Source organism: Sphingobacterium sp. DR205 (genome assembly GCF_011064245.1).
GTDB lineage: Bacteria > Bacteroidota > Bacteroidia > Sphingobacteriales > Sphingobacteriaceae > Sphingobacterium > Sphingobacterium athyrii.
In genome coordinates this window covers 6750187-6776413 of the sequence record NZ_CP049333.1, presented here as the reverse complement: position 1 = coordinate 6776413, position 26227 = coordinate 6750187, and the positions used below count along the sequence as shown (strand labels likewise).

Sequence of the window (26227 nt, the reverse complement as noted above, 5' to 3'; positions counted from 1 at the left end):
TTTTTAGATGCCCTTTTTTGTGAAATTCTTAGGTACTTTTCTTACGCTTTTTTTCCAATTTTATGACCTGCTATTGAAAAGTACATGATATATAAATATCCGGGAATCATGGCATAAAGGAATGCATGTTGAAAATCAATATGCAAGTGATCTTTTAAATAACCATAGACTAATGGCCAAATCGCACCACCTGCGATTCCCATGATCATAATGGCCGATCCGGTTTTTGTGAATTTTCCTAGCCCTTTGATTCCTAATGGGAAAATTGCAGGCCACATTAAGGAGTTTGCAATTCCTAATAAAGCAACAAAAACGAATGATGTGGTTCCGGTTGTAAAAACAGATATAAGCGTAAATGTAATTCCTATAATGGTACAGATTCGTAGTGCCATTTGTTGAGATACATATTTAGGAATCGAGATGATACCGATAATGTACCCGATCAGCATACACGAAAGTGTAAAAGCTGTGGCGTATGTTGTAAAGAACGGATCTACTTTTAGCTCCCGTGCGTAGACACCAATGATATCCCCTGCCATTACTTCAACCGCAACACAAAAGAAAATGGCCAGTGCTCCTAAGAAGAGGTGTGGGAATTGAAAGATCGACGTTTTTTTCGCTATGACATTGCCATTTTCTTCTCCACTTTCTTCTTCTGCATCAACGTCGACTTCTGGAAGATGTGTGAATTTTAAGAAAATTGCGAATGCAACAAAGATTACAGCCAGGGAGATGTAAGGCGTGTGAACGCGTTGGAGGAGGTCATCTAAAATGGCATTTTTTTGCACTAGATCTACTGTAGCTTCTAATTTAGCCGTTACATTTTGTGCGTCTTTCAAAAAGAGTGTTCCAAATAATATCGGTACAATAATTCCTGCGGATTTATTAAAGAAGCCTGCTATCGAGATCCGTTGTGCAGCACTATCTATTGGGCCAATAATACTCAAATAAGGATTAACAGCAGTTTGAAGTAGGGCCATGCCCGATCCCTGAATAAATATTCCCGTTAAAAATAATCCATAACTTCTGCTATCGGCCGCAGGGATGAAAATCAAGGATCCCAAACCTAATATAACAAGACTGACTACCAAGCCATTTTGGAAGCCTATTTTTTTTATAATAACTGAACTTGGAAGTGCCAGAAAAAAATAAGCAATATAGGATGCGAAGGTTACAAAAAATGCCTGTAAATCTGTTTCTAAATTACAAGCAATCTTTAAGAACGGAATTAACGTTCCGTTTGCCCAGGTAATAAAACCGAGGATAAAAAATAATCCACAGCAAATGGCCATAGGGCGAAAAGCTGTTTTACCAACGTTAGGATTAGTGGTCATGTTTTATTTTATATATTTAGTTAAGTTATCGTTCACGGATTTGTCAATCAGTACAAAATAGCTTTAGGCAAACGATTGCATGCTATTTTTGTTGATTTTTAAAATATCCATCTTACAAGACTACTTAATTTTCTTGAATATCGGAAATAAATAAAGCGGGATTTTGATAATTATTTGGCAAAAAAAAGAAGAATAAATTGTTAAAATTATTCTTCTTTGCTTGTTAATATTGTTGATTTCGAATTACATGGTGCTAATAAATCGAGTTAGCAAACTCGGTCTTATTTGGGCACGATAGCTACTGTAAGTCTTGAGATACAATTCAGCTTATCGAAGCGATCATACATTTTTATCTCCCAGATATGTGTCGATCGACCAATGTGAATTGGGCTGCATTTTGCCGTAATGATTCCGCTGCTTACCGGCCGGATGTGATTTGCATTGACTTCGAGCCCTACACCGCGATATTTATCTGGGTCGACGACTAAATTAGATGCAATGCTGCCTAACGATTCTGCGAGTACCACCGATGCACCACCATGTAGGATACCATGAGGTTGTTTCACATTATCTGTGACGGGCATGGTTGCCGTAATGCTGTTGTCATCAATTTCGGTAGCGCTGATTTCCAATAAACCGGATAGGTATTTATTGAAAAAGACATTTATTTCCTCAATGTTGTAAGGCTGAAACCAAATTTTTGACATCATCTGAGTTTAAATAACGTTCCTGAATTATAATGCGGTGATGGTTAAGATGTCCAGCAATCACATATAACAATGCTTTGACACTGGTCAGTCGCTCTGAGGCCATGCCTTTGCGTTCTAACTCAGCATCGTTGAAACTGTTGAACAGCATGAGGTTGGCCTTACGCAGATAAGTAAACTCTTTGCTTAGGCTTTCCAACGTACGGTCATTGTAACGGGAGTGTTGAATAAAGTAGTCCTGATCATAACCGGCCAGCTCTTTCAGATCGTTGCGTGAAAATCGCAAGGCACGGTAAGCCATGATGCGCTCATTGTCAATAACATGACCGACTACTTCTTTAATTGTCCATTTGTCTTCGGCATATTTGAAATTACCTCTTTCTTCTGGAATGGTATCCAGAAATGCCGGAAAAGAGAGCGTTTGTTCTTCCAATACATCTAATACATTATCGACTACAGTCTCAATATAAGGAGCATATACTGCCGGATATTCGTCAGATTTGAGTGGCTTCATATTTTAAGTTGCTTTTTAAGATTATTCGAAAAGTTGTTCCTTTACCTATTTCAGATTCTTTAACAAAGATTTGTCCTTGATGATACCGCACCATTCGTTTGGTTAAGCTAAGGCCAAGTCCCCAACCTCTTTTACGTGTTGTAAAACCCGGCTGGAAGACAGATTCAAAATTTGATCTTGGAATTCCTTTGCCCGTATCACTAATGTCTATAAAAATTTCTTCTTTCGCAATATTTTCTGAAATATTAACAGTTATCTTTCCTTCTGTGCCAATTGCATTTACGCCGTTTTTCAATAAATTTTCGATAATCCAGTCAAAAAGTGGAATATTAAGTTTGGCTTCTACATGGGGATCTCCCGTTAATTCGAATGTAATTTTATTACTGGTCCGTATCCGGAAATAATCCACGTAATTTTTGATGACCTCATAGAGGTTGTGATTGGTCAGCACAGGTGTTGAACCTATTTTTGAAAAACGATCGGCGACAATTTCCAATCGTTTAATATCATTTTCCATTTCATTCAGTGTATCGTCTTCCTCAGCATCAAATTTGATGCGAATCAGCTCCAGCCAGCCCATTAATGAAGATATGGGGGTTCCCAATTGATGGGCGGCTTCTTTTGTTAGCCCTACCCAGACAAGGTTCTGCTCGGATTTTCGAATGGAATTGAAAACGGTATAAGCAATAATCAGGAAGAGGGCAATAAGTGATAACTGAACATAGGGGAATACACGCAATTGCTGTAAAAACCAAGAGTCTTTATAGTAAACATGCCATTTTTGACCATTTTCCAATTCCAAAGTAATGGGCGGATGACTCTTTTTCATAAAGGCAAGCTGTTTATGGAAATAATTTGGGTCATAATCCAGCTGCTTTGTAACACTGTCATTATGGATTGGCTTGATATTGGTCTTGGTGGAATCCAGATTGCGCCAAAAAATAATATCGTCTTTATCGTCGGTGATGATTGCAGGTAGATTTAAACTATCTCTGACAGCATAGATGAATGTAATGAATTCATCGTCCACATCGGGCATGGTCATGATATTTTTGGTGCTCATTGCCCATACCTCGGCTTTGGAACGTTCGGCGTGTGCGAGATTCCGGACAAGATAATTGGTATAAACCAAGGATGCGATGGCAATGATCGCCGCAAAGATGAGCAAAATAAATTTCCAGCGTTGTTGGCTTATCTGAGAGGGTTTCATGATTCCGTATTTTGTACTCAGCTGCAAATTAATGAATAAATGTCTGTTTTATGCACTTTTATTTTACCTTAGAAGTCATCCTGTTATCCAAATCAAAAATTTTGTGGTAATTTTGCGGCATGAGTTCAGAAAGAAGAGTAAGAGTGCGCTTTGCACCGAGTCCTACTGGTGGTCTCCACCTTGGAGGAGTACGTACAGCTTTGTTTAATTTTCTCTATGCACGTCAGCATCAGGGAGATTTTATTTTACGTGTCGAGGATACAGACCAAACTCGTTTTGTCCCGGGAGCGGAGGAGTATATCAACGAATGTTTAGCTTGGTGTGGCCTGACTCCAGATGAAAGCCCGTTGCAAGGTGGTCAATATGGCCCTTACCGTCAAAGTGAACGAAAACCATCTTACCGCAAATATGCAGAACAGTTGATCGAGAATGGATATGCTTATTACGCATTCGATACAGCTGAGGAATTGGAAGAGCAGCGTAAGCTGCAGCCTAATTTCCGTTATAGCCATGAAAACAGGTTGCAATTGCGTAATTCTTTGAGCTTAAGTGATGCTGAAACACAACGATTACTGGATGCGGGAACACCGCATACCATCCGGATAAAGATCCCTACGGAGGAAACTGTGTCATTCACGGATATGATCCGTGGGAAAGTTGCCTTTGATACCAACCTTGTCGATGATAAGGTATTGCTTAAAGCTGATGGAATGCCTACTTATCATTTAGCCGTGGTTGTGGATGATAAGGCAATGGAGATATCCCATGTCTTCCGTGGTGAAGAATGGTTGCCTTCTGCTCCGATCCATATTCTGTTGTGGGAATATCTGGGATGGGGTGAGCGCATGCCGCAATGGGCGCATCTTCCGCTGATCCTTAAACCTGATGGCAATGGAAAATTAAGTAAACGTGATGGTGACCGTTTGGGGTTCCCTGTTTATGCCATGAACTGGACGGATGCCAAATCTGGTGATACGACAAAGGGGTTCCGTGAAATGGGTTTCTTGCCTGAGGCTTTTGTCAATATGCTTGGTGTATTGGGCTGGAATGACGGTACTGAACAGGAATTATTCTCGTTGGAGGAGCTGATCCAAAAATTCAGCGTCGAGCGCATTAGCAAAGCCGGAGCAAAATTTGATTTTGAGAAAGCAAAATGGTTCAATCACGAATGGATTAAACGTTCTTCGAGCGATTCATTATTACCTCAGATCAAGGAGGTGCTGGCTCATCATCAAATAGAAGCAGAAGAAGGTTATGTAAACCGCGTATTGGCAGCGGTCAAAGAACGTTTAACTTTTGTTGAAGATTTTTGGGGCCAAGCTGCTTTCTTTTTTGTACAGCCTGTTGAATACGATCTGAATTCCGTAAAGCCAAAATGGTCTGCGGAGAAGACAGCATTTTTTGAAAACATCATCCCGTCATTTGAAGGCTTTTCAGATTGGAAAGCAGCTGAGCTGGAGGCATTTTTTAAAGAAGCGATTCAGAACTCAGGAATGAAGATGGGGGAATTGATGATGCCGTTCCGGATTATGCTGGTAGGTGGTAAGTTTGGTCCCGATGTATTTCAAATCGTTGAATTACTCGGTCAGAACGAAGTTATCGAGCGTATAAAGAAGGCTCTTCTAGCGTTTAACGCCTAGTGACTAAAAATATACCGTATAGGAAAGCTGTTGCAAACTCGTTGCAATGGCTTTTTTTATAAATATGGTATTCTCAACCGCATAAACAGTGCCTTGGCGGGGGCAAATAGAAAAATGATTAAGGTGATGGCTCCTCCCAAGATCCCGAGATAGGTAAAGATCTCCATATTACTGATCAGGGATGCTTGCTGGGTAATTGTTGTCTGAAGACTTTTGCTGGCAAGATTCGTTGCCAATTGATCACCGGATGTTCCCAAGTATTTTTCGACCAAAGCGCTCCAATAGGTGACTGTGATCGGATTGCTCGTATTTAAGTGTTGTTCGATCTGGATAAAATGTTTTTGATTTAAGGTGTAAGTGATGTTTTGAATCAGCGCAAAGCCAATATTGGTGCTCCAGAATCTAACGGTCGTGCCCATTAAACCTGCATTGCCCACATGATGTGGAGCAACTCCTGTTAGAATATAGATCACAAGTGGCGTAAAAAGCCAGCCCTGTCCGATTCCCTGGAGAAATAGTGGCAGGCCTATTGCCCAAACAGTGGTATCGGGATAGAACGTAGGGACAAACAAAAAGCAGGATGTGGTCAACACCAGGAAGCCCAGTCCAAAGATGTATTTCGGTGATACATCGCGCAATAAGAGTATTCCTGAGCTACCTACTCCCACTATGGTCCCCAGTACATTAATGTATTGGATGTCAACAACGTAATGCCAGGGCCACCGCCATACATTGGACATGACAGCGTAGACATTATTGAGGCTGCTCCGGATCAGATAAAATAGAAAAAATAGGATAACGCCAAAAATAACGTTCTTATAGCTCAAAATTTCAAAATGAAACAGTGGTCTTCTTACGAGATGTTGTTTGATTACAAAAAGAGCCCCGAAAATTAGGAAAAGTGCGAGGTTAATTGTGATCGTGTTGTGTTCGAACCAATAATATTTACGACCATAAATCAACACATATGCGCCACAGCTTAACGAAATCAGCAGAAAGAGACAGCTGGCCAGATCCAATTGATAAAGTGGGAATTTCCGGCTTAATCTCCTGTTGTTCAAAAGTAGTAAAGCAATCGCGATGACCATCAAATGCCAATAGAGCACAACATGAATCATATCCTCCCAACCATAATCCATAATACTTTCTTTTAAGAGGGATGTTGTTATTGTTCCGCCTGTCAGCATAAAAGTATACAAGAAGAAATAGGCAATGGTGCGGCTTTTGGAATGCCTGATCTGCATCATCAGCAAGGGAAGAAAACAAGCGCCTTCAAGAACACAAAAAATACCCTCGATCACCCGGAGCACCCCAATGAGGAAGGGATCTCTGGTCAGAGAAATGGCCAATAAAATGAGGATGGATACCGTGCAGGTCAGCAGGATATATGTCCTTACCCGAAAGAAGGCAAATAGCCGTTGGAATATCAACAGCGCTACGACAATAGCACCATACATCAACGAAAGAAAATATTGAATATCTTCCATTTCGATCGCCAATGTAGAAGCGGTAAAAGCGGTGTTCGAATGAAACAGGGACATCAGCATGAGATGTGGAAACATGGCCAACATCATCATGGGAAGTTTAATCCATTCGGGAACCCAGCTGTAATATAAAGATTTGTTTGAACTCATGAATAATTAAGATTGGTGGGCCGCATGTACCACAACGTTCATTCCTGCACGTAGTTTTGTCAGATCCTGTTTTGGTGCAAAGACAATTTTGATGGGTATGCGCTGCTCTATTTTAACGAAGTTTCCGGTTGCATTATCCTGGGGTATGACCGAAAATCTGGATCCTGACGCCGGAGAAAAGGAATGAATTTTTCCCTTCAAATGTAATTTCGGAAAAGCGTCCACCTGTATGGTGACTTCGGTTCCTTCGTTTAGGTTCGCTAACTGTGTTTCTCTAAAATTGGCATTAATCCATTTCTCTTCGCTGACGACATTGACTAAAGTCTGTCCCTCTTTAACAAATTAGCCCGGTTGGATCGTTCTTTTTCCAACAAAGCCGTCATAAGGTGCCGTCACTACGGTATAGGACAGGAAGACTTCGGCATTGTTTTTTGCTGCTTTTTTAATATCGATATTGGCCTTGGCAGGTAGTTCGCTAGCTTTTTCTTTGCTTGTATTTAATCGTGCCGAGTTGTATTCTTCCTGAATGGCATTGAGCTGAGCCAAAGAAATGTCATACGCTGCCTTGGCATTATCGTATTGTTGTCTGGTTGCGGCATCTGCTTCATGCAAATTTTTAAATCGCCTGTAATCTTGTTCAGTTTGCCATACACTTACTTTGGCTGCTTCTAATCTTGCTTTTTGGACGGAAATGCTATTGGCGGTGACATTTGCGCTTTTGGCAATTACTTCGGCATTCCGTTGACTACTTCGAAGTTCGGCATTCGCCATATCTACTTTGGTCTGATACTCGCTGGCATCTATGCGTAATAACGTGTCTCCACGATGTACATATTGATTTTCCTCAAACCTGACCTCCTTCACAAAGCCTGATATTCGACTTGCTACTGGCGTTACATATTGATCAACCTGAGCATCGTTTGTCGTTACATGTTGACTTGTAAATAACAGATGTTTGCCCAAAATACCGATTCCGGCAAGGAGCAGGACCGCGGCAAATACAACTAAAACTTTATTAAATCCTTTTGTCCTGTCTTTATTTTCTTCTTTACCCATTCTTGTTTTTATGAATATTTTATTGCTTTTCCATCTACGCTCCAGTAAATCTGCCGGTTGTGGTTTGGATGATTGGCTCCCAATGCTTCGAACGGCAATTTCAGAAAAGGCTGACAAATTGTTGTTGAATCAGGGTCGCCCAGATACGCAGTATAGGCTTGAGCATGGAGGAAAACTTTGCACAAAGATACTGCTGGAGGTAGAGGTTTAGTTTTGTATAGTCGGACGGATATTTGTTCATTTGCGCCATATAGTAAAAAAAGTGTAATTTTAAATTATGGAACAGGAACAACTGGTGGCTATAGATGACGAACGGAACGACTTTTATGTGTGTCATACGCATGTAGATCGGATTGATCCGCGTGAATATATACATCGGAAAGCGCGCTTACTTTATGCTGACGGAGGCATTATACATGTGTTTACTGCGATGAAGCATTGGTATCTGCCGGGCCGGTTTTATATGTGGATACCGGCAAATACGGCCTACCATCTGGAAAGTTCCAGCTCCCGTATTCACCTGTATAGTTTTTACTTTAAAGAGCAGCCGGGAGTTCACCCTGTTCTGTTGGAGCCGAACATATTTCTGAGCAATGATCTAATGCGGGAGATGTTTTTGTTTGCGCAGGATTGGGAAGGCGGGGTCGGTAAAAAAGACAACTATTCAAGGTATTGTCTATTGCGGGCGATGATGGCTATTATTCCGGAGATGAGTCCGCCGATAGATGCTTTCCCTATGCAGCATCCCTATCCTAAGAATGAAAAGCTTCGGCGTATAGCGCGGTATCTAAATACGAATATTGATCAGGCCTTTACAATCGAACAGGTAGCGGCACAGTTTGGCATGAGTAGCCGATCCCTTTCACGGCTGTTTAAGGAAGATATGGGGATTAGCTATATCCGTTTTTTGAGAGCCATACGCATTGCAAAGTCTTTGGAACTGATGGCTGAAAATACCTATTCCATCCTGGAAATTGCGATGCGGATTGGCTACAATGAACTGTCGTCTTTCAGTAATATCTTTACACGTGTTACGGGTATCCGTCCTTCGGTTTATATGTCGAAAATCAACGAATACAAAAATTGATTGGACTGGATTACGCCAAAAGTTCGTGTAGATCTTCCTGAGAAAGTGATTTTATAAAACTTTCTTCAGTTGTAATAAGGGTTTGTGCAATAGATTTCTTCCGGTTCTGTAGCGCCAATATTTTCTCTTCGACGGTGTCTTTGCTGATGAATTTGTAAATAAATACATTTCGTGTCTGTCCAATGCGATGGGAACGGTCTACCGCTTGTTGTTCTACGGCAGGATTCCACCAAGGATCCAATATAAAGACATAGTCTGCTTCGATCAGGTTAAGACCAACACCGCCAGCTTTGATTGATATCAAAAAAAGTTTGGTGTTATTGTTTTTACGGAACTGACTAACAGCTTCGTCGCGGTTTTTAGTTCCGCCATCGAGGTAGGCATAGTTTGTTCCTTTTTTATCAAAATATTGTTTGAAGATATTAAGCTGTTTGACGAATTGGGAAAAAATAAGGACCTTGTTTCCTCGCTGCATCACCATTTCAAGAGTTTCAATGACAGCGTCAAATTTTCCCGAATCACCAACAAAGTCCTCGTCGACCATTCTAGGATGATTGGCTAGCTGGCGAAGCTTTGTCAATCCCTGTAATAAGGCAATCTGGGTTGACTTTGGCTTGTTGTCCAATTGCCCGTCGAGAATGGCATTGCGATATTCGGATTTGACTTTTTCATAAAGTTCGGATTGCTTATCGGTCATTTCACAGTACAGTACCTGTTCTGTTTTGGGGGGCAGTTCTGTTGCGACCTGATCTTTCGTACGCCTCAAGATAAACGGTTTGACAATCGCCTGAAGACGTTGTGCTTTTTCTTCATCCTTTTTCTTTTCAATGGGCTGCACAAACTCTTTTTGAAAGTAGGTGTAACTTCCCAATAAACCGGGATTGGTAAAATGCATTTGTGCCCAAAGATCAGAAACAGAGTTTTCAACAGGAGTCCCGCTTAATGCGAGTTTATTTTTACTCTTCAGACTTTTTATGGCCTTAAATGATTTTGAGGTCGGATTTTTAATATTCTGGCTTTCATCGAGGATTATGTAATTGAAATAAAAGCCACTCAGTATTTCCTCATCGATACGTGCAATGCCATAAGTCGTAATTACCAGGTCATACTTGGCAAATAGTGTGGCATCTTTAATACGGTTATTCCCGGTATGCAAATGGATTTTGAGCTGTGGGGCAAACTGCTGTGCTTCCTTTTGCCAATTGTAAACGAGTGATGTTGGTAACACCAGGAGTGAGGTGTGTACGTCCTGCTGATCTGTAATTTGCTCTTTTTGTTGCTGCAACAGGGCTAAAGTCTGTATGGTTTTCCCCAACCCCATGTCATCTGCGAGACAACCACCGAATTTATACTGTTTTAGAAAGTTAAACCAGTTATAGCCTGCCTTTTGATAGGGCCGAAGATTTCCTTTGAAATGTTTTGGTTCCGGAATATCGGCAATTTCCTCAAACGTCGCGAGATTTTGCAATTTACGGTTGAAGACTAATTTGGTATGTTCGCTAATCTCAAAGAGCAGACCAATATGTACTTTGTTTAATTTAAGTTCATGTCTATCGGCAGAAAACTGAAAGAGATGGTTGTATTGTGCAAACCATTCTTCAGGGATCATGGCGATTTCCCCATTAGGTAGGGTAAATTCTTTGATATTGTTTAGAATATGGTTTCGTAAGTTTATAAAAGGAATTTCGTAGGGGCCGAATTTAGCAATGGCACTGATATCAAACCAGTCATTATCTTCGTCAATGGCGATGTCCAATGAGGTATGTCCGATGAAAAATCTTTTCTGTTCGTTGTTTTGTATGATTTCAAATCCCAAGGCGTTTATTTGTTCCTGATGATTATTTATCCAGTCAAATATTGAAATGCGTTTTCCGGATTGGATAGATGGTGCAAGTAATCCAAGTTGGCGGTCCAGATCTTCCAGCCCCAGGGCTTTTAAATTCTCGTGCTGCTGTTCTTCCCATTGTAAAGAACGTTTGACCCGATGGAAGATATATAAGTCTTTCTCTTCATGATATTCCATCCGGACAGTCACCTTATTTTCCGCTCCCGCAGTAAATGTATGTGGGCCATATCTGAATTGCAGCTGTAATTGCGATGCGCCATCTTCTACATAAATTAAATGCAGCAATGGGACTGCCTGGTGTTGATGCGTTTGTATTTCAAAGCCTTCGGCATAAACATGATAACGTTCAATCAATCCGCAGACAAAAGTTTCAAAATATTTTTTTTCGGTACTTCTCCCCACAGAGATGTATCGCTTATTGAGAAAGGGACTAAGCTTTTTTCCTTCCAGCGCCTGATCAAAATAGTATAAGGTATTATTTAAGAGTAGCCATGCCTGTGCATTGGTCAATACAATGGCATTTTTAAACATAAATTCCAAGCGTTGATTTTCGTACTTTATGGTTGGAAAGTAACGGGTCTCTTCTTCATTACGGCGAAAGTGGAATAGGATAGAGGCAGCTGAGGTTGCCAATTTAATTTCTTGGTCTGCTGGGTAACCGTCTTTGCTCATCATAAAGAGCGGTTTATTTCCAATAGACTCAAAAAATTGGATCATCTTTTCATCAATTTTGGGTCGCAGCAAGTCGTAGAGCTTTTTGTCAAAGACTTTGGAGAAAAAATCTACAGGTCTGATTGCTTTTTTATAATATTTCTTGATGAGGTTTGTCTGTTCGATATCATCGAGCAGTCGGATCAGCTTGTAATCTACCTCATCCAATTCTGCGGCATAAGCATCTACGGTATTGCTAAATATACGTTGGTATCGTAGTGAGTAGGTTCCGTTCGGATTGAGTTTGACCATGTGTGGCTCAATGAGATAGCCAAGATAGGGATGCTCACAAATAGAATAAACGATTTTATATACTGGAAATGACTTTGACTGTTGCATTAAAAATAGCGGACCTTGTAAATAAAGGTATCTAATATACAATAAAATATACCATTAAACGTAATTTGCCGAATGAAATTTAAAAAAATATACATTACGGAAATAGCCTGCAATATTTTAGGTAATAAATTGGCATCGTATCAAGACTATATTGGCCGGCGATAGCAATATGTTTCCAAATACTAGAAATTGCCCTCAAAAACAAATTGAGCAGGGCCTTTGAGAAAAACATTTGTAAAACTATTTCCTTTTTTATGAAAAGAGATATACAATTGTCCACCTAGTACGCGAATAGGAATAACGATCTCGCCTTCTAGGTTCATTTGCAGGGCCACGGCCATTGCCGCAGCGGTAGCACCGGTACCACAGGCGTAAGTTTCATCTTCTACACCACGCTCGAATGTGCGCAGGAAATAACCATTTTCCTCCTTCTCGATAAAATTGACATTGATGCCATCGTTGGCATAAGTAGCGCTGTTGCGAATCGAGTAGCCATCCTGAAAAACATTTTTTTCTTTTAGGTTTGTAACGAAGCTAACGTAATGGGGTGACCCGGTCTGCAGGATGTAGGCATCGCCATCTCGTCCAAACTCATGTACGTCGATCATTTGCAGGTTGACAAGTTCGGCAGAAAGGAAAGCATGGTGTGCGCCGTCTACTGCCAAAAAGTCAGTCTTGTCAGTGATGATGCCTAAATCATGTGCAAAGGCCACGATACAGCGCCCCCCATTGCCGCACATACTTCCTTCTCGACCATCAGCGTTATAGTAGATCATCTCAAAATCGTAATTTTCTTTGTTTTGAAGCAGCATGAGGCCATCCGCGCCTATCCCAAACCTGCGGTCACAGAGGCTCTTCACCAGAACTTCGTCCGTGCGGTTAAATGAATTGTCGCGATTATCGACTAGGATGAAATCATTGCCAGCTCCCTGATATTTTGAAAATCTTATTTTCGATGCCATTCTATTGATTTTAAGTAACAAAAATACGTTTTTTTGTTACAAAAAAGCGGCAGGAAGTTAAGATTTGTTAAAATTATTGCATTTGTCTAGCAATTAACATTTTTTAACGTGTCGGATTTTCCGAAGGCCTTTAAATGGTATTACATTTGAACATATCCGAATAAAATCGGTAATTTTAAGAGCAAAAATTATCAGCTTATATTAAGACATTTTAAAATAAAAATAAGTTTATGAATAAGGTCGGTTTAACGCTATTAACAGCTGTTTTCGGTGGAGCAGTAGCATTAGGTGGTTACAAGCTTATTGAAAATAAGAAACTTGATAGTATGTCTTTTGAGGACAAACAGAAAGTTTATTTTGCCAATAACCCTACAGGAGTCATGTCTTCAACGGGCAATCCTGATTTTACACAAGCATCTGCGGCGGTGGCTCCGGGTGTCGTACATATTAAGACAACTTATAGTCGAAAGGGGTCGCAGCAATCTGAAGGTTCTCCATTCGACATGTTTGAAGAATTCTTCGGTATGCCTCAGGGTGGGGGACGTCGTCAGATGCAGGCACAACCTGTGCAAGCGTCAGGATCAGGAGTCATTATCTCTGACGATGGGTATATTGTTACCAACAATCACGTTGTAGAGGATGCGGATAAGATTGAGGTGGTGCTAACAGACAAGCGCACGTATGAAGCGAAGTTGATCGGTCGCGACCCAAATACGGATATTGCTTTATTAAAAGTAGCAGGAAAAGGTCTTCCTGTTGTAAAGTTGGGTAACTCAGATAATGTAAACGTGGGTGAATGGGTATTGGCCTTTGGTTATCCACTTGGGCTTCAATCAACCGTAACAGCTGGTATTGTCAGTGCAACAGGTCGTGATATTGGTATTTTAAGAGAGGGACAGCAACAACGTGGTAATCCTTTTGGCGGTGCTACTGAACAACCACTTGCAAGCTCTGCTATCGAGTCCTTTATCCAGACTGATGCGGTGATCAATAAGGGGAATAGTGGTGGCGCATTAACTAACGCCTCCGGTGAATTAATCGGTATCAACTCTGCTATTGCATCACCAACAGGGGTTTATGCAGGTTATGGTTTTGCTATTCCTGTCAATTTAGTGAAAAAAATTGTGGATGATTTTGTGGAATTTGGTAATGTAAAACGTGGCTATATTGGTATTAGTTATGTGCCAATAACATCGGAACTGGCCAAAGAAAAAGGGATCTCCGATGTTAATGGATTATATGTGGAGGATGCTGTAGCCGGTGGAGCTGCGGCAGCTGCAGGGATTAAAAAAGGCGATATCTTGACTAAGATCAACGGTAAGACCATCACTGGCTCTCCGGTATTAAGTGAAACTATTGGCCGTCTGCGTCCGGGTGATAAAGTAAATATTACGTACAAACGTGACGGTAAAGAAAAACAGGTTTCGTTGACATTGAAAGGTGAGGAGTCGCTAAAATCGGCTTCAGGTGCAAATGGAAAAGCTTCAAAAAGTGCAACTGAAATCTACAACAAATTGGGTGCAAGCTTTATTCCTGCTTCTGCTGCTAAGAAGAAAGAACTGGGTGTAAACTCCGGTGTTGTGGTGACACAAGTAAACCGCGGCGGTATATTTGATTATTTTGGTGTAGAAAGAGGTTTGGTGATCACTGAGGTCAATGGAAAAGCCGTAAACAGTGTTGATGATATCGAGTCGGCATTGGGAGCAACACAACGCAATATCGTTCGCTTAAAAGGTGTATCTCCACAAGGAGGTGCTGTTCAGTTGAGCTTCCCAGTGGAATATTAAAAATTGAATTAAGAATTGGTTGATTAATATAGTTTAGGTGGTTCTAGCCGTAAGGTTAGGCCACCTTTTTTATTTATTAAAGACCTTATTGGCTAGAGATGAAATCTTAAAAGTCTGTTTGTGCGGTATTGAAATCATGGAAACAGAATTGTAAATGTCCGGTCATCAAAAATCATCCTGAGGTTGAAGTTGCGATAAGAAAATATGATTTCATCAGGATTGTTTCTTTAATAATTTAAGTTTAGTTATTTTGTGCAATAAAATCTGATAGACTGATTTTGTTTGGTATCATAGACAGGGAATGAGGTCTATGATTTATTGTTACATAGTACCTGCTATGGAGATTTAAAGAGTTTTTACAATTAAAATGCGATCTATTCAAATGTCGGGAGCATTCAGCCGGCCGATTTGTCGTATTGCTCTTTATAGTTCATAGCTTTAAAAAAAATATTTCGATGAAAATTTTAATGGTTTGTTTGGGAAATATCTGTCGTTCGCCACTGGCACATGGGATATTGAAGCAAAAAGTAAAAGATAAACAATTAAACTGGATCGTAGAATCCGCAGGCACGGGTGATTGGCATATTGGTGAAGCGCCAGACCGAAGGGCAATTTCGATTGCAAAGAAATATGGGGTCGATATATCCGGCCAACGGGCAAGACATTTTCAGCCGGCGTTTTTCGAAGAATATGACCTTATTTTTGTCATGGACCGTCAGAATTTTGCAGATGTATGTGCACAAGCTGCCAATAAAGGTGACCTGGAGAAAGTGCAATTATTTTTGGCTGATGATATTGTTCCGGATCCGTATTTTGATGATAATTTGTTCGATCCGGTTTTTCAGATGATTGACAAGCGCTGTATGGAGGTGATCGAGAAAATGTCAAAGAAGAAGGAATAATATTGGGTTTGTCATTGCGCTTGCCTTATGGGTAATGACGTTAATGTGTGGTTTTTTGTGTCGGAGACAGGTAGCTTGTAGGCCAAGTTGAAATTGTCTTCGTTTGTTTAAAGGAAAAAAATGAAAGCAGCAGAAGTAAACAAGAAATGGAGCACGCTACAGAGTGAAATCGCGTCTCTATTTGATATGGAAAAACCTGACATCAAGGTATGTTTATTCCTTATCGGTGTACAGGAATTGGGAAAAGGTCCGCAGAGTTTCTCGAAACGGCAGAAAGAGGAACTGATGCATATTGCCACATGCCGTCTGTTCAGTTCGATGGGGTTTTATAATCTCAAAGGATTGGATGAAGAAGGATGGCCGCATTGGGAACTGATAAAACCTATTCCCAACTATACATTATTGGAGCAAGAACTTATCATGAAGTCCTTGATTATTGATTATTTTGAAGAATTAAACGTCATCTAAAGCATGAGATTTTTAAAAGTTTGTTTAGTAGCACTATTTTGCTTTTTACAGGTTATGGCGTTTGCCGCTAAACCTGAGTATAAATATGTCCAGATTATTACGGATAAGGGAACCTGTGTATTGCGATTGTATAATGAAACGCCTCGACATCGGGACAACTTTGTGAAATTGGCAAAAAGTAAATATTATGATGGCACACTGTTCCATCGGGTTATTCAGAACTTTATGATCCAAGGGGGCGATCCGGATTCAAGAAATGCAGTCGGTGGTGCTCAGTTAGGAAATGGAGGACCTGGTTATACGATTCCTGCAGAAATCCAAGATGGATTATTCCATAAAAAAGGTGCTATCGGTGCTGCCCGGGACAATAATCCAGCAAAAGCGTCTTCTGGGTCTCAATTTTATCTTGTTCAGGGCAAGGTGTTCACTCCCGAAGATCTTGACCGCCTAGAGCAGACGCGGATGAACGGAAAGAAGTTTTCTGAAACACAGCGTCAGGCTTATACAACAATCGGTGGTGCTCCGCATCTGGACTGGAACTATACCGTATTCGGTGAATTAGTGAATGGAATAGAAGTGATCGACAAGATTGCGGAAGTAAAAACAGACAAGCATGACCGGCCGGAGGTGGATCAGAAGATGACCATGCATCTGTTGACCAGACGAGAGGCACTTAATCTGGAACGTGAACTGAAAGGTCTAAAACCACAGACTGGATTCTTTACAAAGATTGGTGACCTATTCTCTTCCAAAGATTATTAAATTGTCGTTGATTGAATTATGTACTGCGGAAGAACGCACTGAGTTTTTCCGGGTATTATTGGATCATAACAACCAAAATATAGCGCTGTATTGTAAGTCTCAGACTTATAGATGTAAAGTTTTAAATCTAATATCTCAATACTCATATCTAAACAATGAAAATAGTAACCTATAATGTGAACGGTTTGCGAGCTGCTTTAAAGAAGGATTGGTTAGGCTGGCTGAAAAATGTGGATGCAGATGTCATATGTCTTCAGGAGATTAAAGCTACTCCGGACCAGATTCCAGAAATCGCGCTACTGGAGGAGATGGGGTATGAACATTACTGGTATCCGGCTCAAAAGAAGGGATATAGCGGTGTTGCTCTCTTTACCAAAATTTCTCCAACGCATGTTGAATATGGCTGCGGTCATGAAGACTATGATTTTGAGGGACGTATTATTCGTGCTGATTTTGATAAAGTTTCGGTGATGAGTACTTATTTTCCATCTGGAACAACAGGAGATGTAAGACAGGATTTTAAATATCGTTTTTTGGACGATTTTCAGCTGTATAGTGACAAGCTGTTGTTAGAGCGGCCAAATTTGGTCGTATGCGGAGACTATAACATCTGTCATCGTGCTATTGACATCCATAATCCGAAATCAAATGCAAATTCTTCCGGATTTTTGCCGGAGGAACGCGAATGGATGGAAAATTTCATTAATTCAGGATATATCGACTCTTTTCGTCATTTGAATCCGGATCCGCATAACTATACCTGGTGGAGTTACCGTGCGGGAGCGCGTGCACGAAATCTGGGTTGGCGCATTGATTATAATATGGTCTCAAAACCATTGGGAGCGCAAATCAAAGCTTCGCAGATTTTGGCGAATGCGGTCCATTCGGATCACTGTCCGGTTTTGTTGGAATTGGACGTTTAAATTTGGTAAATCAGGTTTAAATAGAATCGTATGTGTATTAAGCAGCAGCTGTGCTGGACAGCTGCTGCTTAATACAGTGCTTAAACCTGACTGTGGATAATGGAAAGTTGCTGCGCAACTTTCTCTGCAATTGTTAAAAAGGATTTTGTCACGGGGTCTTCCTGATCTGTTGCAATCGGGAAACCGTTGTCGCCTGCATCGGAAATGCCTTTAAGCAATGGTATCTCACCAAGGAAGGGGACCTTATATTCTTCGGCCAGGCGTTTTCCTCCGTCTTTACCAAAAATATAATATTTATTTTCCGGTAGTTCTGCAGGGGTAAAATATGCCATATTTTCCACAACTCCCAAGAGCGGAATATTGATACTGTCCATCAAGAACATCCCGATGCCTTTGACTGCATCGGCGAGTGCTACATGCTGTGGTGTCGTGACAATGACTGCTCCTGCAATTGGGAAGGTTTGTGATACCGTGATATGGATATCACCGGTCCCCGGAGGCATATCAACCACAAGGTAATCCAACTCTCCCCAATTAGCATCGTTAAATAGCTGTTTGATGGCTGAAGTGGTCATTGGACCACGCCATGGAATAGGTTGGTTGGGATCGGTAAAGAAACCGATGGAAAGTAATTTTAAACCAAACTTTTCAAGAGGTTCAATTTTAACCTGACCGTCAGGCATTTCAACAGATCCCGGTTTCGCACCCTCCAGTCCAAACATAATCGGAAGCGAAGGACCATAGATATCGGCGTCCAATAGGCCCGTTTTTGCACCCTTGGCGTGAAGCGCCAAGGCTAGGTTGGCTGCAACTGTCGATTTCCCGACACCGCCCTTGCCCGACGAGACCAGAATGATATTTTTAATCCCTGAAACCTGCGCTCCCTGTTTACCGATCACATTGGAAGTCATGTTTATCTGTACTTCAAGATTTTTATCAATAAAATGTGCTATAGCATTGCGGCAAGCATGTTCAATATGGTCTTTTAGTGGACAGGCGGGGGTAGTCAATATGACATCGAAGGCAATTTTTTGGTCTTCGATCTGAATATTTTGAATCATATTCAATGTGACAAGATCCTTTTTTAGATCAGGCTCTTCAACATAGGATAATGCATTTAATATTTGTTCTTTGGTAACCATCTATTATTCATTTGAAATCATGGAATACAAAACTACTCATTGCCGATCAATTTCATGTCATCTGTTTGTTTTTAATGGAGTTCAATTAGGTCACAGCCCCTAATGAATGACTCTGCCGCCTTAATGAAAATTGAAGCGAAGTCAAGCCGACTGGACAGCGTGTTTACATTTTGGCTTTGCTAGCAAGGTTTTCTTTATTTTAGGAATTGGACCGACAATTCAGCGCTCAGTTTGACTAGCTTTAATAACGAGACATACCCACGCGGGTTTCGGTGTAATTATAATTGTATATAAAGGCAAATTTATCTAAGTTTGACTATTGATATGCATGGATTTGCATGAAATTTTAATTATGTCCGATCGATTTATAACATCTCTGAAGTCGCGCAAGTGGCGATGGCTTTATATTACTTTGGCTGTTTTCTTGATTTTGGTAATTGCGGTAAGTGTGTATGCTTACCAAAAGAGAGATGGGATGCTCATGGGGGTGATCAATAAAGCAAAAGCGAAACTGCTGGAAAAGTATGACATGGATTTGAAAATCCAGTATTATGCTTTTCAGGGGATTAATGCGGTGCAGTTTAAAAATATACAGTTGCTGCCTAAAAATAGAGCGCCTCTGGCGCAAATTAATGACCTGACCGTATCCGTTAAATTGTGGCCTCTTTTATTCGGTGATGTGAAGCTCGGGGAGGTTATTATGGATAATGCCACCGTATCATTGGTCAAGAAAGATTCGATCAGTAATTATGATTTTTTGTTTAAGAAACAAAAGAAGGATACCATTGAGAATGATAACCCAAAGCAGAACTTGGCCGCATTGGCGGATCGTCTGCTCAAAAATGTATTCTTTAAGATTCCGAATGATCTCGATCTCAAAAATTTTGAGCTTTCCTACAAAGACGACAGTACTTCACAGCGTATTGTTATTCCTTCAGCCGTTATCGATGGTGGTGACATGGAATCCAAATTCTTGTTGAACGATCATGAGGCAGCCTGGAACCTAACAGGGACGATAGATTCGGACAATCAGGAATGTGACCTACGTCTTTTTTCGGATAAGAAGGAAGTTAACCTTCCTTTATTACAGCGTAAATTTGGTCTGGCGGTTAGCTTTGATGAGATATCCTTTCGATTGGACAAAGCTAATCGACGAAATAAGGAACTGTTGGAATTGCATGGACAGTGGGGATTTAAAAACCTGAAAGTAAATCATTGGCGTATTTCCAGTAAAGACGTTATTTTTCCTGAAGCGACCATGCAGGGGGCGCTCAACATAGGAGCCTCTTCTATTGAGGTGAGTAAAGAAAGTACCGTACAGGTAAAAGATTTTGTTTTTTCTCCTTATTTAAAATATATACATAGGCCTGAAAAAGAAATTTTTCTAGCTATTCACACGGATAAAATCAAAGCGCAGGATTTTTTTGATGCCATGCCCGTTGGGTTATTTCCGGGGCTTGATGGAATTCAGGTTGAGGGACATATTCAATATGACCTAAATTTTGCTTTGGAATTAAAAAGACCCGATAAGCTCCTTTTTTCTTCCAAAATGGACGACCGCGATCTGCAGGTCGTGAAATGGGGTGAAGCTAATATTGGAATGCTAAATACCCCTTTTACCTATACGGCCTATGAAGATGGAAAACCCATGCGTGAGATTGTGGTCGGCCCGCAAAACCCAAATTTTACGCCATTGGATCAAATTTCCCGTTATATGCAGATCAGTCTGATCAATACCGAAGATCCATTTTTCTTTAAACATAAAGGATTTGAGGAGAAGGCTTTCAAGCTCTCTATTGTCACAAATATTAAAGAGAAAGGCTTTAAACGTGGCGCAAGCACCATATCCATGCAATTGGTCAAAAATGTGTTTCTAAACCGGAATAAGACCGTCGTTCGAAAATTGGAGGAAATTTTGTTGGTTTGGCTGATGGAACGTTCGCAGCAGGTAAGTAAAAAACGGATGTACGAGGTTTATCTCAACGTGATCGAGTGGGGGAATAACGTATATGGGATTACTGAAGCTGCTCGCTACTATTTTGGAAAAACACCGGCGCAACTCGGGCTTGGGGAAAGTATATTTTTGTCCAGTATCGTGCCACGTCCGAAGAAAGGGCTCAACTTCTTTGACTGGACAGGGCATCTGAAAGGAAATATGTTGCGTTATTTTAACATTTATGGTCATATTATGACTAAGACTGGGCAGATAGGTGTTGATTCGACAACATCGGCCTATGGATTCTATGAGGTCGTGTTGCAACCACATCTGCGTGCTGCCAGACCTGCTGTTGTAGATTCGATAGATACATTGGATATGGGCGATGATCCGCTGCTGTTCGATGACCTGGGCAACGGGGCAGCAGTTGATAATCTGGAAGGCATTTCCCTCCCTAAAACGATAAAAAAGATGTCTCATCCTGAAAAGCAGGACGAGGAAACGGCCGAGCCGGAAAAACATAAAAGATCTATTTTCGATAAGATCCTGGGCCGAAACAAAGAGGAAAAGGAAAAAACGGAGACGGAGACGACCAAAGATCCCAAAAAAGAACAGAAGTAGCTGACTGAAAAGTTTGTGGTTGGTTGCCTTACTCTTAAGAAAGATTTTGATATATTGACATCAGGTGTGGACGCTAAAAATCAGCTGGTATAAAACTTCGGAAACTCCATCTCGGAGATGGAAATATTATCGATAAAAATAATTTAGTGGAATGAAAAAAATAGAAATTGACGGATTGCTTTTTGAACCGCTTTTTGAAGAAGAACAGATTCAGAAAAGGGTTCGTTTGATGGGGATAGACATCAGTCTACGATATGAGCATAAGCAGCCTGTTTTTATAGGCGTTTTGAACGGTTGTTTTATGTTTATGGCAGATCTGCTCAAACAGATAGAAGTTCCCTGTGAGATGTCTTTTATTAAATTAGCCTCCTATATCGGTACAGGCCAATCTGAGTTGAATGAGTTATTGGGACTGGGTATTGATCTAGAAGGGCGTGATGTCATTATTGTGGAAGATATCGTCGACTCCGGACATTCGTTAAAGCATACGCTAGATGCTGTGAAGCGGTTAAATCCGGCCAGTGTCATTGCTTGTGCACTTTTGGTAAAGCCTGAAGCGTTACAATACCATTTTGAAGAGCTGACCTACGTTGGTTTTGAGATTAGCAAGGAGTTTGTTGTGGGGTATGGGATGGATTTTAACGGTCTTTGCCGCAACTTACCAGATATCTATAAGAATGTTCCGGTTTAGATTTTAGGATTAAGATATTGTGATGAGAGATCTGAGTCGGGAGTTTTTGATTTGCTAGGATCGATTTCGCTGTTGAAAATAGATCAAGGAACGATAGAAATATCCTTCCGCAAAGGTCGTTTTTCTTTTATCTTTTTTTCCTTGATCTATAATGCGGTTTAATATTTAAACGAGCAGCTTTCAATATGGTCATTGACCATGCCTACCGCCTGCATATAAGCATAGCAAATGGTGGAACCAAAAAACTTGAAACCTCTTTTTTTCATGTCTTTTGCTATTTTATCGGAAATCACAGTCGTCGCCGGCACCTGTTGTAGACTAGGCCAGTGATTGACTAGGGGTTGCTGTTCGGGTAAAAATGTGTATAGATAATTGTAAAAGCTACCATATTCAATCTGGATTTTTTCGAACAGTTGCGCGTTGGTAATGGTCGACTCAATTTTATTTCGATGTTTAATAATACCGGAGTCTTTTAAGAGTGCCTCGACATGAGCTGCCGTAAAATCGGCGACTTTATTGACATCAAAATTAGCAAAGGCTTCTTGATAAGCCGATCTCCGACGGAGGATCGTAATCCAGCTCAAACCGGCCTGTGCTGATTCGAGTACCAAAAATTCGAAAAGGGTCTTATCATCTTTTACCTGTCGCCCCCATTCTTTATCGTGATAGGCCACATATTGTTCGTCAGATCCGCACCATTGACAGCGTATTATTTCTTTTGGCATGTTCTATAAAGATTTTTTGAATGCAATATAACTTTTTATCCTAACTTTACGACCATAAAAGAGTTTCGAATCTAAGCGGTCCATGATTTCTGAATGGCCGATAAGGGACAATTTATTTTAATGAAAGTTAACGTCTTTAGATATTATATTGTATTTGTAATCCTCTTTGTGTTTTCGGCTGTACAGTTGAGTGCGCAGCGACGGATATCTCGACAGGCTGTTCGAGAAAGTATTTCTCTGCCTGATAGTATACTGATGCTAAGAGATTCAGTGGCGTCGTCAAACCAGGAGATGCTGGCGTCTTTGAATCCGGCACTTCAAAAGCAATATCGGATTGTTACGGTGGAGGCGGAAGGGCTGGTTATTCACAACATGTATGACTATAATGTAAAACAATATTTTAAAGGAGAGAAAGGCGGTAATGCCCTGGAACGGCAATATGGAACACCTAAGCCGCATCGGGATAACTGGATATTATTTACTGCGCTCTTTTTGATATTTGGCGTTGGGTTAATCCGTGTATTTTTTCCTTCCGATATAAAATTGGTATTTCAGGGTTATTTTGATGACAGGGTATTGCTGTCCGTTAGTAAAGAGGATACGATCCTGACTTCATGGCCGTTTATTTTCCTATTTGTATTATTCTCGGGAGCGATAGCTTTGTTTGTCAGTCTATTTTATGCTTACGAACTGAACCGCTTCGATTTTATTACCTTTCCTAATTATATGAAGACCGTTTGTATGGTGGGCGGCCTGTTTGCTTTTAAAATTGGATTTATCCGATTCTTGTCTTTTGTTTTTGAAATCAGAAAACTTGTCAAAGAATATGTGACCGTATTATATCTGATTTATTTTAATACGCTTTTCCTGATGCTTCCGGTGCTATTGATATTGAGTCTTGCCCCTTTATCCTCCGTCGGCATAGTCTTGCATATGGCGATTATTGGAGCCATCTTGCTGTTCCTATATAGATTTCTCAAAACAGCGGCTCATATTATGTCGATGTATAAATTTTCAATTTCCTATTTAATTTTGTACCTTTGTTGCCTAGAAATAGCACCAATATTAATACTGTTAAGATTATTGAGCTAAAACTGGTTAATATGCAAACTTCAGACGTAGAAAGAGCAAAGAAGGTAAAAAGTGTACTGGTGACTTTACCAAAGCCTGAAAACGATAAGTCCCCTTATTATGATTTAGCAAAGAAATACGGGTTAAAATTAGACTTTCGAGGTTTTATACACGTAGAGGGAGTTCCCGCCAAAGATGTGCGTAGGGATAAAGTAAATTTGGCAGATTATACTGCGGTAATATTTACGAGTAGAAATGCTGTAGATCATTATTTTAGGATATGTGAAGAGATGCGGTTTGAAGTGTCTGCAGAAATGAAATATTTCTGTATTTCAGAAACAATCGCCCTCTATCTTCAAAAATATATTCAGTATAGGAAACGCAAAATATTCTTCGGTAAACAGACGGCTAAAGATTTGGAAGAGGTGCTGAAAAAGCATAAAGCAGAAAATTTTCTGTTCCCTTGTTCAGATGTTGCCAATGAAGAAACAAGCAACTGGTTGCAGCAGAACGGTTACAAATTTACACCTGCAGTTCTGTTTAGAACAGTGGTAAGTGACTTGAGTGATCTTAAAGATGTATTTTACGATGTAATCGTGTTCTTTAGTCCTTCCAGTGTACAGTCTTTATATGACAACTTTCCAGACTTTAAGCAAAACAATACGCGTATAGCTGCGTTTGGAGCTTCTACACAACAGGCCCTTTTGGAGCATGGATTGATATTGGATATTCCTGCGCCCACACCAAAGGCACCTAGCATGACAATGGCCGTAGAAGAATATATCAAAAAAGTGAATAAATAATACCTATCTTAGGTCAATAATATAAAGGGTTTTTTCAAAACCCTTTTTTTGTTGAATCCGGAACCTGCAAGGTAAATGATACTTGGATAGCAGTTGTCCACATACTATGATCACAATAAACATATTCGTTTCGTTTTCACACCGTTGATAAGAAAACCTGACGAAAGTATGATCGGGACATACGGTTTGTAGATAATTGGGAGAGGTGAAAGATGGTACCTCCGATTTGTTAAAATGATTTTTTTAATAGATAAAGGGACGGATTGTTATAAGGGAAAAATGTATTAAAAGTGACAGATGTCATTGAGATTTTAAATATATTTCCATTAAATTGTATTTGGGTTATTTGTTCCGATTAAAAATAAAGTGTATGCGTTATTTTTAAAATTTGATAGAAATATTTTTTTTATGTTTGTAATTAAGCAAAATTAGTCAGTCGTGAAGTTAAAGCAAGTTGATAAAATTTCGGGCATTCGATCAGAGGACTTTTTAAAAAAATATCTGAAACCTGGGTTTCCGGTGGTTATAAAAGATTTTATTAGTGCTGATAGTCCTGCATGGAAGAAATGGAGTTATGATTACTTTAAGGAAATAGCCGGTGATATTAAGATTGATGTCTATGGAAAAGAAGAAGATTCAATGGATCGTGCTGCCAGTGCTCCTGTGGGGCAAATGACATTTGCGGAATATTTGGATCTTATTACTAAAGAACCTACCGAGTTACGATTGTTTCTGTTCAATCTGCTCAAGATACGTCCCGAACTAAAGCAGGATGTTATCTATAATGATGTAACAGGTGGAAAAGTATTGCAGTGGCTGCCCTTTATGTTTTTCGGAGGTGAAGGTTCAAGTACACGGAATCATTTTGATATCGATATGTCCCATGTGTTCATATCACAGTTTCAGGGACTTAAACGTATTTGGCTTTTTCCGAATGATCAATCCGATCTGATGTATAAGCTTCCGTATAACTTCCATAGTATTGCTAATCCAAAGTACAGCAATGTGGAAGAATTTCCGGGGATAGAATATCTGGAGGGCTATGAAGCGGTGATCCACCCAGGAGAAACGCTCTATATGCCTGCAGGCTGGTGGCACTACATACAATATGAGACAGAAGGTTATTCTATTTCAGTAAGGGCATTGGCAAATTCGATCAGTGAGAAATTAAAAGGAGCACGTAACCTTTTTATCACCAGACATTTTGATAATACCATGCGTAAGATCTTTAAAGATCATTGGTTTCATTATAAAATAAATACCGCCAAACGGCGAGCCAATAATGCGATAAAAAAAAATAAACGCTAAAAATAAGGGGACATTCATGAATGTCCCCTTATTTTTTTAAGTGATCGA

The 26227-nt window shown here is 40.3% G+C and carries 22 protein-coding genes and 1 pseudogene; 12 read left to right on the top strand and 11 right to left on the bottom strand.

The window, feature by feature from the left end:
- Positions 1-41 precede the first annotated feature (41 nt).
- The 4 genes from gluP to G6053_RS28495 all read right to left on the bottom strand — a co-directional run bounded on the left by gluP (position 42) and on the right by G6053_RS28495 (position 3765).
- Positions 42-1334 carry a glucose/galactose MFS transporter gene (gene gluP, locus G6053_RS28510; RefSeq protein ID WP_108634769.1) on the bottom strand — a complete coding sequence of 431 codons (1293 nt, stop codon included), beginning with the start codon at positions 1332-1334 and terminating at the stop codon, positions 42-44.
- Positions 1335-1615: 281 nt separating this feature from the next.
- Positions 1616-2044 (bottom strand): hotdog fold thioesterase, encoded by a 429-nt coding sequence (locus G6053_RS28505; protein WP_342749297.1) that lies wholly within the window; start codon positions 2042-2044, stop codon positions 1616-1618.
- On the bottom strand, positions 2007-2555 hold the full coding sequence (locus tag G6053_RS28500; RefSeq protein ID WP_104383679.1) for a DinB family protein: 549 nt from the start codon (positions 2553-2555) through the stop codon (positions 2007-2009). Before G6053_RS28500 ends, G6053_RS28505 begins: the two co-directional genes overlap by 38 nt.
- Positions 2536-3765, bottom strand: a complete 1230-nt coding sequence (locus G6053_RS28495; RefSeq protein WP_165309288.1) for a HAMP domain-containing sensor histidine kinase — start codon at positions 3763-3765, stop codon at positions 2536-2538. Before G6053_RS28495 ends, G6053_RS28500 begins: the two co-directional genes overlap by 20 nt.
- 119 nt (positions 3766-3884) lie before the next feature.
- On the opposite strand from G6053_RS28495, the gene gltX reads away from it, so the two are divergent.
- Complete coding sequence (gltX, locus tag G6053_RS28490; protein WP_165309287.1) at positions 3885-5405, top strand: glutamate--tRNA ligase; 1521 nt, start codon at positions 3885-3887, stop codon at positions 5403-5405.
- A 56-nt stretch (positions 5406-5461) separates the two neighbouring features.
- Here gltX and G6053_RS28485 read toward each other — a convergent pair whose 3' ends face one another.
- The 3 genes and pseudogenes from G6053_RS28485 to G6053_RS28475 all read right to left on the bottom strand — a co-directional run bounded on the left by G6053_RS28485 (position 5462) and on the right by G6053_RS28475 (position 8095).
- The gene (locus G6053_RS28485; RefSeq protein WP_165309286.1) at positions 5462-7039 is read right to left on the bottom strand and encodes a hypothetical protein; all 1578 of its coding nucleotides are present in this window, start codon (positions 7037-7039) and stop codon (positions 5462-5464) included.
- Between the two features lie 6 nt (positions 7040-7045).
- Positions 7046-7369, bottom strand: a pseudogene (locus G6053_RS28480) (HlyD family efflux transporter periplasmic adaptor subunit); the annotation flags it as partial.
- A 12-nt stretch (positions 7370-7381) separates the two neighbouring features.
- On the bottom strand, positions 7382-8095 hold the full coding sequence (locus tag G6053_RS28475) for a biotin/lipoyl-binding protein (RefSeq protein WP_165309285.1): 714 nt from the start codon (positions 8093-8095) through the stop codon (positions 7382-7384).
- Positions 8096-8372: 277 nt separating this feature from the next.
- On the opposite strand from G6053_RS28475, the gene G6053_RS28470 reads away from it, so the two are divergent.
- The gene (locus G6053_RS28470) at positions 8373-9182 is read left to right on the top strand and encodes an AraC family transcriptional regulator (protein ID WP_165309284.1); all 810 of its coding nucleotides are present in this window, start codon (positions 8373-8375) and stop codon (positions 9180-9182) included.
- Between the two features lie 10 nt (positions 9183-9192).
- Here G6053_RS28470 and G6053_RS28465 read toward each other — a convergent pair whose 3' ends face one another.
- Both G6053_RS28465 and dapF read right to left on the bottom strand, forming a co-directional pair.
- Entirely contained in the window at positions 9193-12078 is a 2886-nt protein-coding gene (locus G6053_RS28465) for a DEAD/DEAH box helicase (protein ID WP_165309283.1), read from the bottom strand.
- A gap of 182 nt (positions 12079-12260) precedes the next feature.
- The gene (dapF, locus tag G6053_RS28460) at positions 12261-13040 is read right to left on the bottom strand and encodes a diaminopimelate epimerase (RefSeq protein WP_165309282.1); all 780 of its coding nucleotides are present in this window, start codon (positions 13038-13040) and stop codon (positions 12261-12263) included.
- A gap of 230 nt (positions 13041-13270) precedes the next feature.
- Between dapF and G6053_RS28455 the strand changes: the two genes are divergently transcribed.
- The 5 genes from G6053_RS28455 (at position 13271) to G6053_RS28435 (ending at position 17882) form a co-directional block, all read left to right on the top strand.
- Entirely contained in the window at positions 13271-14827 is a 1557-nt protein-coding gene (locus G6053_RS28455) for a Do family serine endopeptidase (protein ID WP_165309281.1), read from the top strand.
- Positions 14828-15282: 455 nt separating this feature from the next.
- The gene (locus G6053_RS28450) at positions 15283-15729 is read left to right on the top strand and encodes a low molecular weight protein-tyrosine-phosphatase (protein ID WP_165309280.1); all 447 of its coding nucleotides are present in this window, start codon (positions 15283-15285) and stop codon (positions 15727-15729) included.
- A gap of 120 nt (positions 15730-15849) precedes the next feature.
- Complete coding sequence (locus tag G6053_RS28445) at positions 15850-16197, top strand: hypothetical protein (protein WP_165309279.1); 348 nt, start codon at positions 15850-15852, stop codon at positions 16195-16197.
- A 3-nt stretch (positions 16198-16200) separates the two neighbouring features.
- Positions 16201-16959 (top strand): peptidylprolyl isomerase, encoded by a 759-nt coding sequence (locus tag G6053_RS28440; protein ID WP_165309278.1) that lies wholly within the window; start codon positions 16201-16203, stop codon positions 16957-16959.
- A gap of 155 nt (positions 16960-17114) precedes the next feature.
- Positions 17115-17882: an exodeoxyribonuclease III gene (locus tag G6053_RS28435; RefSeq protein ID WP_165309277.1), complete on the top strand. Its 768-nt coding sequence runs from the start codon at positions 17115-17117 to the stop codon at positions 17880-17882.
- A gap of 80 nt (positions 17883-17962) precedes the next feature.
- On the opposite strand, the gene G6053_RS28430 is transcribed toward G6053_RS28435, so the two are convergent.
- Positions 17963-19024, bottom strand: a complete 1062-nt coding sequence (locus G6053_RS28430) for an Mrp/NBP35 family ATP-binding protein (RefSeq protein ID WP_165309276.1) — start codon at positions 19022-19024, stop codon at positions 17963-17965.
- 352 nt (positions 19025-19376) lie between these two features.
- Between G6053_RS28430 and G6053_RS28425 the strand changes: the two genes are divergently transcribed.
- Positions 19377-21581, top strand: a complete 2205-nt coding sequence (locus G6053_RS28425; RefSeq protein WP_165309275.1) for a biosynthetic peptidoglycan transglycosylase — start codon at positions 19377-19379, stop codon at positions 21579-21581.
- 151 nt (positions 21582-21732) lie between these two features.
- The gene (locus G6053_RS28420) at positions 21733-22272 is read left to right on the top strand and encodes a phosphoribosyltransferase family protein (RefSeq protein WP_121120772.1); all 540 of its coding nucleotides are present in this window, start codon (positions 21733-21735) and stop codon (positions 22270-22272) included.
- 158 nt (positions 22273-22430) lie between these two features.
- Here the strand turns inward: G6053_RS28420 and G6053_RS28415 are convergent, their stop codons facing one another.
- The gene (locus G6053_RS28415) at positions 22431-22997 is read right to left on the bottom strand and encodes a DNA-3-methyladenine glycosylase I (RefSeq protein WP_165309274.1); all 567 of its coding nucleotides are present in this window, start codon (positions 22995-22997) and stop codon (positions 22431-22433) included.
- Positions 22998-23117: 120 nt separating this feature from the next.
- On the opposite strand from G6053_RS28415, the gene G6053_RS28410 reads away from it, so the two are divergent.
- The 3 genes from G6053_RS28410 to G6053_RS28400 all read left to right on the top strand — a co-directional run bounded on the left by G6053_RS28410 (position 23118) and on the right by G6053_RS28400 (position 26179).
- Complete coding sequence (locus tag G6053_RS28410; RefSeq protein WP_165309273.1) at positions 23118-24089, top strand: DUF4271 domain-containing protein; 972 nt, start codon at positions 23118-23120, stop codon at positions 24087-24089.
- Between the two features lie 11 nt (positions 24090-24100).
- A complete protein-coding gene (locus G6053_RS28405) occupies positions 24101-24871 on the top strand; it encodes a uroporphyrinogen-III synthase (RefSeq protein ID WP_165309272.1) in 771 nt (256 codons plus the stop codon).
- Between the two features lie 438 nt (positions 24872-25309).
- On the top strand, positions 25310-26179 hold the full coding sequence (locus tag G6053_RS28400) for a cupin-like domain-containing protein (protein ID WP_108634787.1): 870 nt from the start codon (positions 25310-25312) through the stop codon (positions 26177-26179).
- The last annotated feature ends 48 nt before the right edge of the window (positions 26180-26227 follow it).